Genomic DNA, 15,781 nt, shown 5'->3' with positions numbered 1-15,781 from the left:
GCTCAGCCGTACACGTAGTGCAGAACGCCCAGCACCGCCACCAGCAACACGGCGGGGTTGGCATCCGCCATGCGCCCGCTGGCGATCTTCACCACCGCGTAGGTGATGAAGCCGATAGCGATGCCGTTGGCGATGGAAAACGTCAGCGGCATCAAGATCGCGGCCAGCACGGCCGGCGCGTACTCGGTCACGTCGTCCCAGTTGATATCCAGCATGTTGCGCATGAAATGCGTGGCGACGAACACCAGCGCCGCCCCGGTGGCGTAGGCCGGAATGCTTTTCGCCAGCGGCGCGAAGCCCAGGCACAGCAGGAAAAACACCGCCACGACCACCGCCGTCAGGCCGGTGCGCCCGCCTTCCTTGATGCCCGCGGCGCTTTCGATATAGGAGGTGGTGTTGGAGGTGCCGAACAGCGAACCGACGATGGTCGCCACGGAATCGCTGATCACCGCGCGGCCGATGTTTTCGATCTTGCCGTCGGCGTCGATTTTGCCCGCGATGTTGGCGACGCTGGTCAGCGTACCGGCGGTGTCGAAAAAGTCCACAAACAGAAACGCGAACACCACACCGATCATGGTAGCGGTCAGCGCGCCTTGAATATCGAGCTTGAACAGCGTCGGTTCCAAACTGGGCACCGAACCGACCACGCCCGCCAGTTCCGTCGTGCCGGTGGCCCAACCGACGATGCTGACCGCGATGATGCCGATGACGATGCCGCCCGGTACGCGCAATTTATCCAGCACCACCATGATCGCGAAACCAGCCAGGAACAACAGAACCGGCAGGCTGGTGAATTCACCCAAGCCCACCAAGGTCGCTTGATGATCGACCACCACACCGGCGTTTTTCAGGCCGATGATGGCCAGAAACATGCCGATGCCCGCGCCGATGCCAAGCTTCAACGATTTGGGAATGGAATTGATCACCCATTCGCGCAGGCCCGTGAGGCTCAAGATCAAAAACAGCACGCCGCTGATGAACACCGCGCCCAGCGCCACTTCCCAGGGCTGCTTCATCCCCAGCACGACGCCGAAGGTGAAGAACGCGTTGAGCCCCATGCCGGGTGCCAGCGCCACCGGCCAGTTGGCCCAAAAGCCCATGATCGAAGACCCGACCATCGCCGCGATGATGGTCGCGACGAACACCGAACCGAAATCCAATCCGCCGTTGGACAGGATCGCGGGGTTGACCACGATGATGTAGGCCATGGTCAAGAAGGTGGCGAAACCGGCCAGAAATTCCGTACGCAAGGTGCTGCCCTTGGCGGTGACGCCAAAGTATTGATCGAGCCAATTCATGAACGTGATCCTTTTTCCCCAGATGGATGCGTCGTCACCGACCGCTCCCTCTCCAGCCTCGGATGACCGGAAAATTACGCATCGAACGCATTGCAGGGTCAACGAAAAACAACCTTAAGCGCTGTTTACAGGGGCATACGATCGCCATATATAGTCTCAATGGATAAAAAAACGCCCCCCAAGATCGGTATCATTTCGCTGGGTTGTCCCAAGGCGTTGGTCGATTCGGAACGAATCCTCACCAAGCTGGGCGCCGAGGGCTATCTGATCTCTGAAACCTACGACGACGCGGACGTGGTGCTGGTCAATACCTGCGGCTTCATCGACAGCGCGCGCCAGGAAAGCCTGGAAGCCATTCAAGAAGCCATGGCCGAAAACGGCCGGGTGATCGTGACCGGGTGTCTCGGCATCGACGAAGGCGCGATCCGCGAAGTCGCGCCGGGCGTTCTGTCGGTCACCGGACCGCATCAGTACGAACAGGTCGTCAACGCCGTGCACGACGCCATCCCGCCGCTGCACGACCCGTTCATCGACCTGATCGGGCCGGAAGGCATGAAGCTGACCCCGCGCCATTATTCGTATCTGAAAATTTCGGAGGGCTGCAATCACAGCTGCAAGTTCTGCATCATCCCCGACATCCGCGGCAAGCTCGACAGCCGCCCGGTCGGCGATGTGCTGCGCGAGGCCGAACGCCTGGTGGAAAGCGGCGTCAAGGAACTGCTGGTGATTTCCCAAGACACCAGCGCCTACGGACTGGACCTCAACTACGTCGCAAACGACTGGCGCGGCCATCCGGTCAAAAGCAACATGTATGATCTCGCCAATGCGCTCGGCGATCTGGGCGCGTGGGTGCGGCTGCATTACGTCTACCCCTACCCCCATGTGGACAGCGTGATCGAATTGATGGCGGACGGCAAAATCCTGCCATATCTGGACATCCCGTTCCAACACGCCAGCCCGAACGTGCTCAAAGCCATGCGCCGCCCCGCGCACCAGGAAAAGACCCTCGAACGCATTCAAAAGTGGCGCGAAATCTGCCCCGAAATCGCCATCCGCTCGACCTTCATCGTCGGCTTCCCCGGCGAGACGGAAGAAGATTTCGAAACCCTGCTCAACTTCCTGGAAGACGCACAGTTGGACCGGGTCGGCTGTTTTCAGTACGAAAACATCCAAGGCGCACAAGCCAACGATCTGCCCGACCATGTCGATGCCGACGACAAGCTGTCGCGCTGGGAACGGTTCATGGAACTGTCCCAAGACATATCGGAGCGCAAACTGCTCGACCGCATCGGCCAATCCATGCAGGTGTTGATCGACGACGTCAACGACACCGGCGCGGTCGGTCGCACCTACGCCGACAGCCCTGAGATCGACGGCAACGTCTACCTCGACGGCGCGATCGACCTCAAACCCGGCGATATGGTCAAAGCCACCATCACCAAGTCGGGCACCTACGATTTGTGGGCTGAGGTCGAGTGAGCGCCTAGGCCGGTCACACCGTTAGGGCCTGCGATTTGACACAGCAGGCACGACAGACCTCAAAGTTTTAGGACATATCCCAATGGACAAGTACTCGGATCAATACCTAGAAGAATACAACACCAAATTTAGTCAGCACGTTATCAGCGCGGCATACTTCTATAAGGACGATCAGCCTGAAGGGATCAATATCCACCTGACCGCCGGTGTGGTTGATCCACACCTCATCAAAACGACTGTGAAGGTGGCGGAAGTCACCGGACACGTCGGCTACCGGAAGGTCACCGAAGGCGAATTATCAATAGAACACCTTGTTGATATGACGGAAGAGCTGATCAAGGACGTCAAGAACCAACCGACAAGCCTGCTATCGGCGGAAAAGCTCAAAGAACATACGGTTTTCACCGGAATTATCGCCGGAAACATCATTGCGCTCTTGCTTCTGGGGCATATCCAAAATGACGAACACAATGGTTATTCGTATGAAGTGAATTCGAAAGATGCAAAGCCTCTACGGTAGACATATACAGAATGATCAAGACACCTGAGGAAACCGACATGCCCCTGAAAGTCGCGATCATCCCCGTCACGCCGCTGCAGCAGAACTGCACCCTGATGTGGTGCACGGACACCATGCAGGGCGTCGCCATCGATCCCGGCGGGGACATCGATGCGGTTCAAGACGCCATCGCCGAGCTTGGTTTCACGCTGGTCAAGGCTCTGCTCACCCATGGTCATTTCGATCATGTCGGCGGCGCGATGGATTTGGCGGAACGCACCGGCGCGCCGATCGTCGGCCCGCACAAGGACGACGAATTCATCACCACCAAGGTGGTTGAAGGCGGGCAGAAATTCGGCCTCGGCGGCGGGCGCGACATCAGCGGCAACATGTGGCTGAACGACGGCGACACGGTTGAGTTCGGCAATCTCACCCTCGACGTGCTGCACACCCCCGGTCACACCCCTGGGCACATCGTTTTTTACAATGCCGAGGCCCAAGTCGCGCAAGTCGGCGACGTGTTGTTCAAAGGATCCATCGGGCGCACCGATTTTCCGCGCGGCGATCTCGACACGCTGATCACGTCGATCACCACCAAGTTGTGGCCGTTGGGCGACGATGTTGCGTTCGTGCCCGGCCACGGCCCGACCAGCACATTTGGCGAGGAACGCGCCACCAACCCGTTCGTCGGCGACCGGGCCTTGAAGGGCTAACACCTTATAGGCCTTGATTTTCGTGCGTCCTTCCGCTTCCCTGTCAGCAGCAACCTGAGGAAGCCACCCATGGCGTTTGGCCATCGCGCCCAGATCAACGACCCGCTCCGCCCCGCCCACGTCGTGTTGGCGGTGTTGATCGTCGCGCTGGGGGTGGGTTTGCGCGTGCAAGGCGCACAGGGCGATTTGTGGCAGGACGAAATCTGGTCGCTCAATCACGCCGCCACCATGAGCGCGTGGCACGAAGTGTTTTGGAACGTCATCCACGACAACAATCACCCGTTCAACACCTTGTATCTGTACCTTGCTGGGCCAGGCCGCGAACCTTGGGTGTACCGCTTGGCGTCGATCGTCGCGGGCGCGCTGTCGATCGTCGCGGCCGGTTGGGCCGTGGCACGCGGTGGCGGCGGGCGCATGCTGATCGCCATGTTGCTGACGGCGGTGCTCTACCCGCTGGTGCATTTCGGATCGGAAGCGCGCGGCTACGCCCTGATGATCCTGTTCGCCTACATCGCCTTTGGCGCGGTCGACCGGGCGCAAAGCCCGACCGGCCCGGCGCGGTGGGTGTTCGGCCTTATGGTCACCTTGGGCGCACTTTCGCATTTTTCCATCCTGCCCATCGCGTTCATGATGAGCGTCGCGTTCGGCCTCAAGCGCCTCAAGGATGGTCACGGCTTTTGGTCATCCGTCCATGCGACCATGCGCTTCAGCGCGCCGGCGGCGGGCGGCTTGGCGCTGATCGGCGCAGGGGTGATTTACGGCCTCAATCATTTGACGCGCGGCTGGTACGGCGGCGGCGCGGCCTATTGCCCGGACGAAGGCTGTTTCATCGGTGCGCTGGATTCCATCGTGCGCTTCACCACCGGCGGCTTCGGTGCGGGCATGCCGGGCTTGCACTCGGGCCTGTTCGTTATTTTGGTCATCGGCGCCGTTTCGTGGCTGCTGCTGGAACATCGCTCGCGGGCGGTTCTTTACGCCACCCTGTTCATCGGCACGCCTTTGCTCTATCTGGCGTTGGGCCAACCCAATGTGCCCTTTGGACGCTATTTCATCGCCATGATAGCGTTCTTGCCGCTGTTGCTGGCCGATCTGGCCGGAGAACTGCGCGGTCGGGCGCGGTCGGGACGCGTCTTCGCCGGAGTGGCGATCCTCGCCCTGGTCAGCGCCAACGCCTGGGCCGTGACGCGCTTTCACCAAAACGGCCGCGGCAACTACGGCGAAGTCTACGATCTCATCACCGAAAACAATCCCGGCCACACCATTTCGGTGGGCAGCGATCACACCTTTCGCTTTTCCATGGTCTTCGATCATTTGGCGCAAACGCGCCAGTTGGACAAACAAATGCTGTACAGCCAGCCCAAAAACGTCAAGCGCGAGCATCCCGACTGGTTGGTTCTGGTGATGCGCAGTGCGGGCGCGGCGAAAAAGATGGTGTGCCTGGGCGGCGAGGACACAGACAGTTCGCCGGTGCTTTACGGTTGGATTGGATCGTCAGAATACTGGGGATTGGCGGGGGCGAATTGGGATGTTTATCACCGTTTGCCGCTGACGCCGGAAAGCTGCTCTACCGTTCCTGGAGCGCCGTCTTGAACGAGCCCAGGAACGGCGAGGCGATGTATTCCATCACCGAACGGGTGCCTGTGACGATTGAACACATCACCTGTACGCCCGGCACCAGCTGATAGCGCTGGCCCTTGCTTTCGAAATAATCGACGTCTGTTTTGATGCGCACCTTGTAAAAGGTCGTACCGTCTTTGGTTTCGACGGTGTCGGGGCTGACGTGCGATACCGTACCTTCCAACGGGTCGAACCGCGCACCGTCGCCGGACGCCAGACGCACCCGCGCAATTTGGCCGACATGGACATAACCGACGTCTTGTGGCGCCAGCTTGGCCTCGACCACCATGACGTCACCGACCGGCACGATGTCCACCACCGCGCTGCCCGGTTGGATCACGCCGCCGCGCGTCACCACGTGTAGGGTCATCACCACGCCTTCAACCGGCGAAACCAAGATGCTGCGCTTGAAACTGTCTTCGAACTTGCGCACGCGGTTCTTAAATTCATCCAAGGATCGGCGCTTTTCATCTAAGTCTGTGCGCGCCTGAATGCGAAAGCGCCCCTCGATGCTTTCCTTATTGAGGCGTTCTTGCTCATAGGCCGACGCGAGGCGATTGAGCGCCGCGTTGTCTTCGGAAATCATGCCGTCAAGGTTCGCCACCTCTTTGAGCAGATTGAGATGCAACATGCGGTTGGTCAGGTCGTCCTTGAGCAATTCTTCGCTGATGGCGACTTGCTCTTTGAGCAATTTCAGCTTTTGACGGGTGTTGGCCAACCGCGCCTTGATCTCGTCGCTTTCGCGCAAGCGCTGGTTCATCAAGGCGTCCTGGGTCGCCATGTCGTTGATGAACTGGGTGCGGCGGTTGTCGAACATCGCCCTGGTTTGTTGCGCGAGCGTGGGATGCTCTTGCTCGAACCCATCGGGAAAGACCATGTCTTCGCCGCGCACTTCCGCTTCCAAGCGCGCGACGTCGGCGGTCAGCGAAACGATGCGCACGTTCAATTCCTGCACATCCGCGCCGCTGGCCGTCGATTCCAGCGCCAGCAAGGGCTGGCCTTTGCGCACCCGGTCGCCTTCACGCACCATGATGTCTGCGACGATGCCGCCTTCAAGGTGCTGCACGGTCTTAACCTGCGACGACGGCACCACGTTGCCGACCGCGAAACTGACCACATCCAACCGCCCGATCATCGCCCAGATGAAAAACGCGGCGACCACCCCGATCAGGGTGAGCAGGAACAGATGGGTTTCCTTGCTGATGTTGATTTGGGGTTTGTCGTTCATGCGCCCCCCTTCTGCGTGGCGGCATCCGTACCCTTGACCTGCAGCAGACGCGGTACCGGCTTAACGTTCAAGTCCAAAACGTGCGGTGCGCCCTTGATGATGTTGGGATCGTGCGACAACGCAATGATGGTGCAGCCTTTTTGGCTAAGCGTATTCATCACTCGGCCCATCTGCTGGGTGCCTTCGCCGTCCAAGCCTTCGGTCGGTTCGTCCAAGATCACCAGGCGGCCTTCTGAGGCCAGCGCCCGCGCCAACGCCAAGCGGCGGCGGATGCCCAGCGGCAGATTGCGTCCGCCAGCTTGCAAGACCATGTCGAAACCTTCGCGGCTGCGGGAAAAAAACATCTCAAGTCCGGCGTCGCGGATCACCGCATTGAGACCTTTTTCATCGAGATCGGGATTGTACGCCAAAATGTTGTCGCGTACCGTACCGCTGAAGAAACCTGGTTCTTGAGGCAGATAGATAATCTGTCGCCGCCACCATTCCGGCGCAACCTGGGTCAGTTCGACGCCATCGACCAAAATTTGGCCGCGCGATGGTGACATCAGGCCCGCCAACAACCGCGCCAAAGTGGTCTTGCCGGTACCGTTACTGCCCGACACCACGAACAGCGCGCCGGGCTCCAGCTTGAGGCTCAAACTTTCAAACATCGGCGTCGGTTGGCCCGGATAGGCAAAACCCAGATCCTTCAACTCAATCCCGCCTTTGTAGACGCCTAGTGCCGCGCCGCGTCGCGCTTCACGCGGCACCCGCATTAGGTTGTCCAAGGTGGCGCGCGCCGCTTTGGCGTTCGCCAACATGCCTGCGGACTGGGTGATCCGCACCACCGGCCCCAAGGTGCGCGCCGCCAGGATGTTCGCGCCGATCAGCAAGCCGACGTCCAGCTTGCCCGCCACCACCAGCATGCCACCGGTGGCGATGATCGCCGTGGACATCAGGGCCTGAATACCCTGGGTTAAATTCTGCATGCCGCCTTGGCGCCCCGACATGGTCGCGCGCACGGCGTCCAGGGCATCTTGCATGCGGTTCCAACGTTTGAACAAAAACGCTTCGGCGGTAAAAGCGCGCACGGTATCGGGATCGGATATGGCGCTGTCGAACAATCCTTGGCGTTCCGCCATTTGCCCTTGCAAGCGCTCGGTCGGACTTTTCAACGCCTTGAGGTTCATCCACCCCAAGCCGATCGCAACCAACACGAACACAACCGCCACGGTTGCCAGCGGCGCGCTGAGCATGGTCAGCGCAAACAAGAACACGAACGCGAACGGCAGATCGAAATAAGCCGCCATGTTGGGCGCGGCGTAAGCTTGTTGAATGGCGTCGGATGCCGCGGCCGCCTCGCGCTTTTGTCCCGGCGACATTTGCGCCAACACATCGCCGCGCGCGGCCAACAGCACCTCATATGTGCCCCCCGCATAGGCACGGTCGAAGGGCTGTGAAAGCGCGGTGGCGATTTTGAGGCGGATTTGACGGAACGAAATCTCGAACGCGATGGCCAGGATCACCCCGGACGTCAACGTAAACAGGGTCGAATCCACCCCGTGCGAAACGTAGCGATTGAGCACCTGAATCACGAACAAGGGCGACGCCAACGCCAAAACGTTGGCGAACAACGACGCCCCAGCAAGTTCCAGGGCAACCGAAGGATAGGCTTTAAGACGTTTGAAAAGTTCGCCCACGTCCGCGCTCCTGCTGCAACGACGCCGGGTATGGTGCCCGGCTTCGCCTTACTTTAGCACGGAAAGATCCAATTGCCCCATGACGTTGAGAACCGTCAAGGTGGCGATCGCGACATCGGTCTCGGCGCGGTCGGCTGCGGCCAAGGCGTTGATCAAGGACGTTTCACCCGACAGCACGTCAATCAAGGAACGCTGACCCAAGGTCCGTTCCTTGCGCGCCAAATCCAAGAACTCAGACGCGATGTTGGCTTGGTTCTTCAAGAAGTCGGCGTTGGCGCGTGCGGTGACGAGGCTTTGCCACGCGTTGCGTGCCTGCTCTTCTATCTGGTCGCGGGTGTCTTTAAGACGGCTGGAAGACGCTGCGTAGCCGGATTTCGTCGCCAGCAACGTGTTGGCGGCGGTCCACCCCATATTGAAATCAAAGGTCGCTTCGACTTTCACCAAGCGCTCGTTCTTGACGCCAAGGGTGCCGCCGACGTCACGCTTGTATTTCTGTTCCGCACTTGCGCTGATGACCGGGCGATAGTTGGCGGCGATGACGCGCGAAATCTCGGAATCGGCGATGCCGACCTGAATGCCCGCGATCTTGACCTGCGGGTTGTTTTCCAACGCCGCTGTGACGACGTCTTCTTCGCTGGCCGGCAGGGTGATGCCCTTGATGTTGGGCAGTTCAAGCCCGGCAATGTCGGCAGGCGGGGCGCCGAATACGGCGCGGTAACGGTTCAAGCTTTGGCGCAAGGTGCCTTCGGCGCGCACCCGCGCGGCCTGGGCACCCGCCAATTGGGTTTTGGCTTGCAAAGTGTCGGTGGCGAAGCCCGAACCACGTTGCACGCGGGCGTCTTCCAATTCGGTTTGACGCTTGATGCTGGCTTCGCTCTTGGTTTGGTGGTCCAAAACGCGCTTGGCGCTGGCGACGTTCATCGTCACCCGCAACGCAGCCAAAAGGATTGCTTGGCGGGTTTGTTCCAGCGTTGCTTGGGCCTGTTCGACCGCCAGCTTGGAACCGTCGACCGTTGCCGCCGTCGCGCCGAAGTCCCATACCGTTTGCTTTAGGCTCAAATCGACTTCGCGCTGAGCCATCGAGGTCGTGGTGCGCGTGCTGGTGGGATTGTGCGTAGCGATGTGCTCGTTACCCAGATTGGCGGTAATGCTTGCGGTCGGATAGTAACCGCCGCCGGCGACATCGACATTCGCCCTGGCTGCTGCCAAATCGGCTTCGGCTGCCTTGATTTGCTGGTGCTCGACCAGCAAAGCCGACAGTTCATCGACAAGACCTGCGGCATTGACCGAGGGAACCTGGGAAACGAACAAAATGCTACCCAGCAAGGCCGCTTTAAAGCTCATCGGTGTGCGCACGGTATCCCCCTAAGAATCGTCATATTTATACCTGACCAAATGTATTCGGTCTCTCCAGACAAATAAAGCCAAAAGTCTAAGAAATCGTAACGATTCTCAGACTTATCTCATCGCGGCGCACCTTAAGCAATCACAATGTCGTTAACCGACGTGATCGCGCTGTCCAGCGTAGCCATCAGCGTAAAGGTATCACCGGTGGCTTCATTGGAAGCGCCGTCGCCAGTCCACTGATAAACCGCCGTAGAGTTGTCATCCGAAATGACCAAAATGCTGGTTGCCGCCGTATCGGTCCACGTCGTCGCCGCATTGATCGCCGTCCGCGTACCATCAATTGAATCCGCCGCCCCCGCATAAGAGACGTTGTTGAGCGCCAGGAAGAACACCTCCCCTGCCGCATTCGCGTCACTGCCCCCGAGGGTAAGTGACGTAACCGTCCCGACCGTTTCAAAACCGTTGAGATCGATTTTGTCCGTTCCGGCGGTGAAACTGGTGATGGTGTCCGCGCCATTGAGCGCGGCTGTGGCAGCAAAGACAAACTTATCTGCACCCGAACCGCCCGTCAGCGTGTCATTACCGGCACCACCGGTGATCGTATCGCCATGAGAACTGGCGGTGATGGTGTCGCCCTTCGTCGAACCGGTGATGGTGGTCGCGCCGGTGGCGCTGGCGTTGTTGACGGTAAAGCCATTGCTGCCCGTCGCGGCATTCAAGTTGATCGTGCCGATTGCGGCAGAGGCGGAGGTGATCACCGCCGTGCCGTTGTTAGCGGTCGATGACGTCGCCGAGAAACTGCCGTTGAGCGTGGCGTTGGCGGTTGCGCCTGAGTTCACGACCAGAACATCGCTTTGTCCACCAGAAGCACCGCCCAGATCGGTGATCGTATCCGTGCCGACCGTAACATTGAAGGTGTCGTTACCCGCGCCGCCGGTGAGCGTATCGTTGCCGCCGGCAGCCGTGAGCGTATCGTTACCGCCGCCGCCGGTGAACGTATCGTTGCCAGCACCGCCGGTCATCGACAGTGCGGAAGTCGAAACATTCGCGCCATTGAGTGTAATCGTATTAGAGCTAGACGTGACGGCGGAACCGCCGATGGTCAAAGCCTGAGCCCCGCTGTTCAACGTGATGGAATAGGTGGCATCGGATTTCAATGTGATGGTTTCAAATCCGGAGACCACCGCCATGGCCGCTGCCGAAACTGTGCCGCCGCCATTAAGCACCAAGGTATCGGAAGTAGACGAGTCCGTCGTTCCATCGGCTCGGCCGCCGTACAACATCTTGGTGATGCCGCCATACGAAGAAGAAGATAGCGTACTGTTGCCCAGCAGATTTGTATCCACCTGAATGGTGTCATTACCATCACCGCCATATACGTAAGCGATTTTCGCCGTGCCCGAGATGGTCATGCCATCATTACCGCCATTGGCATCGATTTTTTGGTACGACCCGCTGACGACCTCGATGGCATCGATTTTGGTGGTGGCGATGAAAGAGCCAACATCCCACATCAAGTCGTTGATACGGCTGTAGGTCTGGGCATTGGTCACATTCTCCGCAAGATATGCATCGCCCCCCGGCTCGCCCGCCTCTCCATCCAAATGGACCATAACACCCTTGGTGCCGTCGTTGATGACCGTGGACGTCCCGCTGAGGGTCAAGCTGAAGCTGGTCAAATTCAATCCGGAATAATCGAAGACATTGAGGTTTGTGTCGGGAATGCCGTCGCTGCCCGAGGTCGAGTTATCAACACCCTTCAAATCATTGTTGTTGCCAGTGCCGTCACTGACGGTTGATTGATAGATACCGCCGATGAGGATGTGATCGGTGGAGTCCACCTTGTGGTTGTTACTATCGGTGGTGTCGATGCTGCCAAAATTTTGAATATTGAACGTATCGCCGCCGCCGCGACCGAAGATCAACATCCCATCAGCGGTTTGATCGATGGTGAAGGTGTCCGCCGTGGTGGTACCCGCGATGGCATAGCCAACCTCACTTGTCCCCATATTTTCAAACACCAACACATCCCCAGATTCAGGAGTCGACGTCACCCCTTTGGGGTTTAGGGCGGTATATGTGGATGAATACGCTGTCGAGAGCGAAATATCCGAGAACAAATATTGGGTGATACCGTGGAAACTGATGGTCGTGGCGTCGGTTCCACTGGAAAACGCAGAGCTGTTAAACCCGCTGGTAACGGTGCGGATGTCGAACGTGCCGACATTGGAACTGGTCGAATCGATGGTCAGCTTGATCATCATGCTCTGCATTTGATCAAAAGAAATCTGGTTCGATCCGCCTGGATCGTTGACCGTATCCGTGCCGCCCAGCGCAGAATGGGTGAAATAGAAATTCGTGTTCTTCGTGGTGCCGACCAACGCATCGCTGCCCGTGGTGCCCGCAAAATGTTCGTCGAACGCATAAGTAACATTCTCATATAACGGATCGTAAATGTTTGTGTATTCCCCAACGTCGTATTTGGGATCAAACGCAAACGGGTCATAAATACCATCGCCTGGGCCATAGAGACCATAGTCGCCAAAGTACTCGCCCTCGCCAAAATAAAGGTTGTCTCCAGGGCCGAAGAACGGATCACCGCCGTTGAAATAAGGATCACTTCCCGGGCCGAAAAATTGATCGCCACCACCGAAATAGAAATCATTCCCATAAGGACTCGGGCCATAGGGGCTATAACCACCGAAACCTGGCTGCGAAAACGGACTCGAACCGAACCCACCTTCAGGTCCGCCGCCGGTTATGGTCGGCACATAACCACTCTCTCCAGCAGCAATAAATGCTGCCTGCATTGCCTGCTCCGGTGTCGCCCCGGCTTCCAAGGCAGCCTCAAACGCGTTGCGTGCGGCAGCGACGGCAGGATCGTCCATATTGCCGCCACTGGCGGCCTGGGCAATGGCATCGAAGTTTTCTTGCGGCGACTTGTTCGGGTCAATCGAAGGCAGGTTCGTACCACCCTGCCCCGGCCCAGTCTGGGGCGCATTCGGGGTGAACTGTCCCGGTTGCTGCGGTGCATTGGGGTCCTGGCCGGTAAATTGCTGATCCATACTGAACGCTGCCGCGGCTTTTTGCGCCGCCAGCATAGCCTCTTGCGGGGTCGCGCCGTTGGCGATGGCCTCTTCAAACGCAGCGCGCGCCACGTCTACGGCAGGATCGTCGAGATTTCCGTCCGTGGCCTCCATCGCTGCGGCATTGAAGGCCTCTTCCGGCGTTGCGCCTGCGGCCATGGCCTCCAAATATGCTTGCTGAACGGCAGCGTCTTCGGCGGCCTGTTCATCTGTCTGCCCGTTCGCGCCTTGACTACCCGTCCCGTCGGTCGGTGTCGCCGGCGTAACGGTGGTCGTCAGAAGGGTCGTGTCAACCACACCGGTCTGGACGAATTGAGTAAAGACCTGCTGCTGAATATCCGCGGCTGTGTTCGCCATTTGACTGAATTGATCTGCGGCCTGTTTGGCGGCAGTGGCTTCGGCGGCTTGTTGTTCCGCCTGGGCAGCGGCTTCGGCCTTCGCGGCGGCTTCGGCCAATTTCGCTTCTGCAGCGGCGGCTTTGGCAGCGGCGGCCTCGGCTTGCGCGGCGGCTTGCGCTTCAGCTTCCGCAGCCTTGGCTTCGGCAGCGGCAAGTTTGGCTTCGGCAGCGGCCTTGGCATCTGCTTCTTGGGCGGCTTCGGCTTCGGCCTTGGCGGCTTCGGCTTCAGCCTTGGCAGCATCGGCTTCGGCCTGAGCTGCGGCAGCATCGGCCTCGGCGTTGGCGGCCTCTTGGTCCGCTTGCGCAGCTTCTTCCTCAGATTTGGCCGCGTCTTCTTTTTGCTGGGCAGCGTCTTGTTGGGCCTGCTCAGCCTTTTGCGTCGCCTGCTGGGCCTTGACGACCGCTTTCTTGGCTTCGGTACGGACCAAAACCGTCAAAGTGCGGCCATAGTCCTGTTGGATTTGTTGCGGGCTCAACAACACCACCTCGGTTGGCTGCTGAAAGGGGTTAAACACCGATGTCGAAGCATTGGCCTTGTTCAGCACTCGGGAACCACCCTGGTTGAATACGACCAACTCGCCCAAAGTGCCGTCGATGTCCGGCACCAATGTTACCTTGTCGACACCACTGTTGCCGTTACCACTGTTCCCGATACCACTGTTGCCAATACCATTGCTGCCGTTACCATCGTTGCCGACACCACCGCCCACACCAGACGACACCAGACCGGTTGAGCCACGAATGCCGATCGTGGTATTGGGGGTGTGCAGAACCATTGAATCGGGGCCGGTTTTGGCGACTTGGCCGCTAACGAACGAAAACACGCCCTTGACCAACGTGGCTTCAAACACACCTGTCTGCGCATCGGGGTCATAGACCATTTCGTCCAAGACCATACGTCCGTCGGCATCCAGTGAAAAAGTCGTGTCGTCGGCGAACACCACGCCGATCGAGCTTTTGGCACCCGTTTCGATCACGTCGCCTTGAAAAACCGAATCGCCACTGCCCAAGGTGACCTGCGTACCGTCGGCGCGGGTCACCGTTACGCTGCCTTCCAGATCGGTAACGGAACCGATGGGCTCGCCCAGTCCAGCCGGACCAGCTTGCAATTGCGCATATTGGCCCGGCGTCATCGGCCCGGCCAGTTTGGTCGCCAACTCACCGGGGATCACCGCGCCGCTGCTCAAATGCAGATCCGGCGCCGTCTCACTGGAAAAATATCCTGGAATAACAATGGACTGTCCACTATCGACTTGAAGCGTTAGATCGTAGCCTTGGCGGACAAAATCAGCGGACAAATAGGCGTCGCCTCCCGCCAGATTCAGCGGCCCGTCGCCATCACGCTCAGCCGTGTTTACAACGACGACATCATCCGTGTTGTTGTCGAAACGCTCACGCCCTGTCAGACCGTCCATTTTCCCAGCCCTTTTCCCCTGAACTTGTAGATACGATATATTTTAAACCGACGGACGGGTCTGTCTAATTTATTTTTATCATATTTATCCAAACGCTCATTGGCTTGAGCGTATTTTTCGGCGTTTGGAAGGATCAATGGGGGAACGTTAAGTGATGGTGAAATCAGTCGCATCGAGGTCAGCGATGGCAACCCCGCTCAACGTGATCTCCATGTCGGCTGCGCCGTTCCCATTGACGTCGATTTGCAAAAGTTTCGAGGTGTCATTGAACGCGATCTGCGTATTGCCGGTATTGGCGAAAGTCGCAGCGGTCCCCGTGAAGGCGGCTACGGTCCCATCCCACGCCCCAGTCAACATGCCTTGCAGTTGGATGACATCCTCACCTAGAGCATTGAAATCAGTGATAGCATCGCCCGCACCTACGGATGAATTAGATATTGAATCATAACGGAATATATCCGTACCCGTCCCACCCGTCATTGTATCCGCACCAGCACCGCCGTTGATGATGTCATTGCCAGCACCACCAATAACGATATCGTCGCCCAGACCCGTCGAGATCGTATCGGAACCCGCCGTGCCCGTGATGTGATCTTTTCCATCGCCGCCACTGGCTGTGCTGCCGGTGCCGTGCAAGGTCGTTTGACGGCCCAATTGGTAGAACGTGGCCGTGCCGCCGTTGTTGAGGAACTTCAACTGATCCATATAGGTCAAGGTATCGTTTACACCTGCGCCGGCAATCGTATAGGTGTAATCGGCGTTTTGCGTGATGGTGTAATCGGCCTGCGTGCCGGCATAGACGGCTGTGTCGATCTGCACAACGTCGTTGAGCGTCAGATAGATCGACCCCGTCAGGCTGTTGGTGCCCAGCCCACCCGTCAACTCACTGCCGTGCTGATTGCTGCTGAGCGTGTCGTTGCCGTCGCCGCCGTCGATGATGTCGTAGCCGTCGCCGCCAATAACGATGTCGTCGCCCAGACCCGTCGAGATCGTATCGGCACCCGTCGTGCCCGTGATGTGATC

General features: G+C 58.8%; 10 protein-coding genes. 4 read left to right on the top strand and 6 right to left on the bottom strand.

The genetic code is table 11. The annotated features are described in order from the left end of the window. Positions 1-2: 2 nt before the first annotated feature. Complete coding sequence (locus tag VIN96_RS04765) at positions 3-1,298, bottom strand: NCS2 family permease (protein ID WP_331894297.1); 1,296 nt, start codon at positions 1,296-1,298, stop codon at positions 3-5. Between the two features lie 159 nt (positions 1,299-1,457). On the opposite strand from VIN96_RS04765, the gene rimO reads away from it, so the two are divergent. From rimO to VIN96_RS04745, 4 genes are all read left to right on the top strand, one after another. Next, entirely contained in the window at positions 1,458-2,777 is a 1,320-nt protein-coding gene (gene rimO, locus VIN96_RS04760; RefSeq protein WP_331894296.1) for a 30S ribosomal protein S12 methylthiotransferase RimO, read from the top strand. Positions 2,778-2,859: 82 nt separating this feature from the next. After that, on the top strand, positions 2,860-3,297 hold the full coding sequence (locus VIN96_RS04755) for a hypothetical protein (protein ID WP_331894295.1): 438 nt from the start codon (positions 2,860-2,862) through the stop codon (positions 3,295-3,297). A 38-nt stretch (positions 3,298-3,335) separates the two neighbouring features. Further along, positions 3,336-3,989, top strand: a complete 654-nt coding sequence (locus VIN96_RS04750; protein WP_331894294.1) for an MBL fold metallo-hydrolase — start codon at positions 3,336-3,338, stop codon at positions 3,987-3,989. A gap of 69 nt (positions 3,990-4,058) precedes the next feature. Beyond that, positions 4,059-5,579, top strand: coding sequence for a hypothetical protein (locus VIN96_RS04745; RefSeq protein ID WP_331894293.1), 1,521 nt, complete (start codon positions 4,059-4,061; stop codon positions 5,577-5,579). Here VIN96_RS04745 and VIN96_RS04740 read toward each other — a convergent pair. The 5 genes from VIN96_RS04740 to VIN96_RS04720 all read right to left on the bottom strand — a co-directional run. Next, positions 5,554-6,834 carry an HlyD family type I secretion periplasmic adaptor subunit gene (locus VIN96_RS04740; protein ID WP_331894292.1) on the bottom strand — a complete coding sequence of 427 codons (1,281 nt, stop codon included), beginning with the start codon at positions 6,832-6,834 and terminating at the stop codon, positions 5,554-5,556. The two genes, VIN96_RS04745 and VIN96_RS04740, sit on opposite strands and share 26 nt — an antisense overlap. Next, entirely contained in the window at positions 6,831-8,513 is a 1,683-nt protein-coding gene (locus VIN96_RS04735) for an ATP-binding cassette domain-containing protein (RefSeq protein WP_331894291.1), read from the bottom strand. Before VIN96_RS04735 ends, VIN96_RS04740 begins: the two co-directional genes overlap by 4 nt. A 48-nt stretch (positions 8,514-8,561) precedes the next feature. After that, positions 8,562-9,869 carry a TolC family protein gene (locus tag VIN96_RS04730; protein ID WP_331894290.1) on the bottom strand — a complete coding sequence of 436 codons (1,308 nt, stop codon included), beginning with the start codon at positions 9,867-9,869 and terminating at the stop codon, positions 8,562-8,564. A gap of 122 nt (positions 9,870-9,991) precedes the next feature. Beyond that, entirely contained in the window at positions 9,992-14,758 is a 4,767-nt protein-coding gene (locus VIN96_RS04725; RefSeq protein ID WP_331894289.1) for a FecR domain-containing protein, read from the bottom strand. A 147-nt stretch (positions 14,759-14,905) separates the two neighbouring features. Beyond that, positions 14,906-15,781 (bottom strand): calcium-binding protein (locus VIN96_RS04720; RefSeq protein WP_331894288.1); only part of this gene is annotated, 876 nt, incomplete at its 5' end.

This window comes from Magnetovibrio sp., assembly GCF_036568125.1.
Taxonomy (GTDB): domain Bacteria; phylum Pseudomonadota; class Alphaproteobacteria; order Rhodospirillales; family Magnetovibrionaceae; genus Magnetovibrio.
The sequence above is the reverse complement of the archived record's forward strand: the minus strand, read 5'-3'. Positions and strand labels throughout refer to the sequence as shown.

Excerpts from the sequence above, each read along its gene's own strand:
- VIN96_RS04765 (WP_331894297.1), bottom strand. The coding sequence starts at position 1,298 with ATGAATTGGCTCGATCAATACTTTGGCGTCACCGCCAAGGGCAGCACC.
- rimO (WP_331894296.1), top strand. The coding sequence starts at position 1,458 with ATGGATAAAAAAACGCCCCCCAAGATCGGTATCATTTCGCTGGGTTGT.
- VIN96_RS04755 (WP_331894295.1), top strand. The coding sequence starts at position 2,860 with ATGGACAAGTACTCGGATCAATACCTAGAAGAATACAACACCAAATTT.
- VIN96_RS04750 (WP_331894294.1), top strand. The coding sequence starts at position 3,336 with ATGCCCCTGAAAGTCGCGATCATCCCCGTCACGCCGCTGCAGCAGAAC.
- VIN96_RS04745 (WP_331894293.1), top strand. The coding sequence starts at position 4,059 with ATGGCGTTTGGCCATCGCGCCCAGATCAACGACCCGCTCCGCCCCGCC.
- VIN96_RS04740 (WP_331894292.1), bottom strand. The coding sequence starts at position 6,834 with ATGAACGACAAACCCCAAATCAACATCAGCAAGGAAACCCATCTGTTC.
- VIN96_RS04725 (WP_331894289.1), bottom strand. The coding sequence starts at position 14,758 with ATGGACGGTCTGACAGGGCGTGAGCGTTTCGACAACAACACGGATGAT.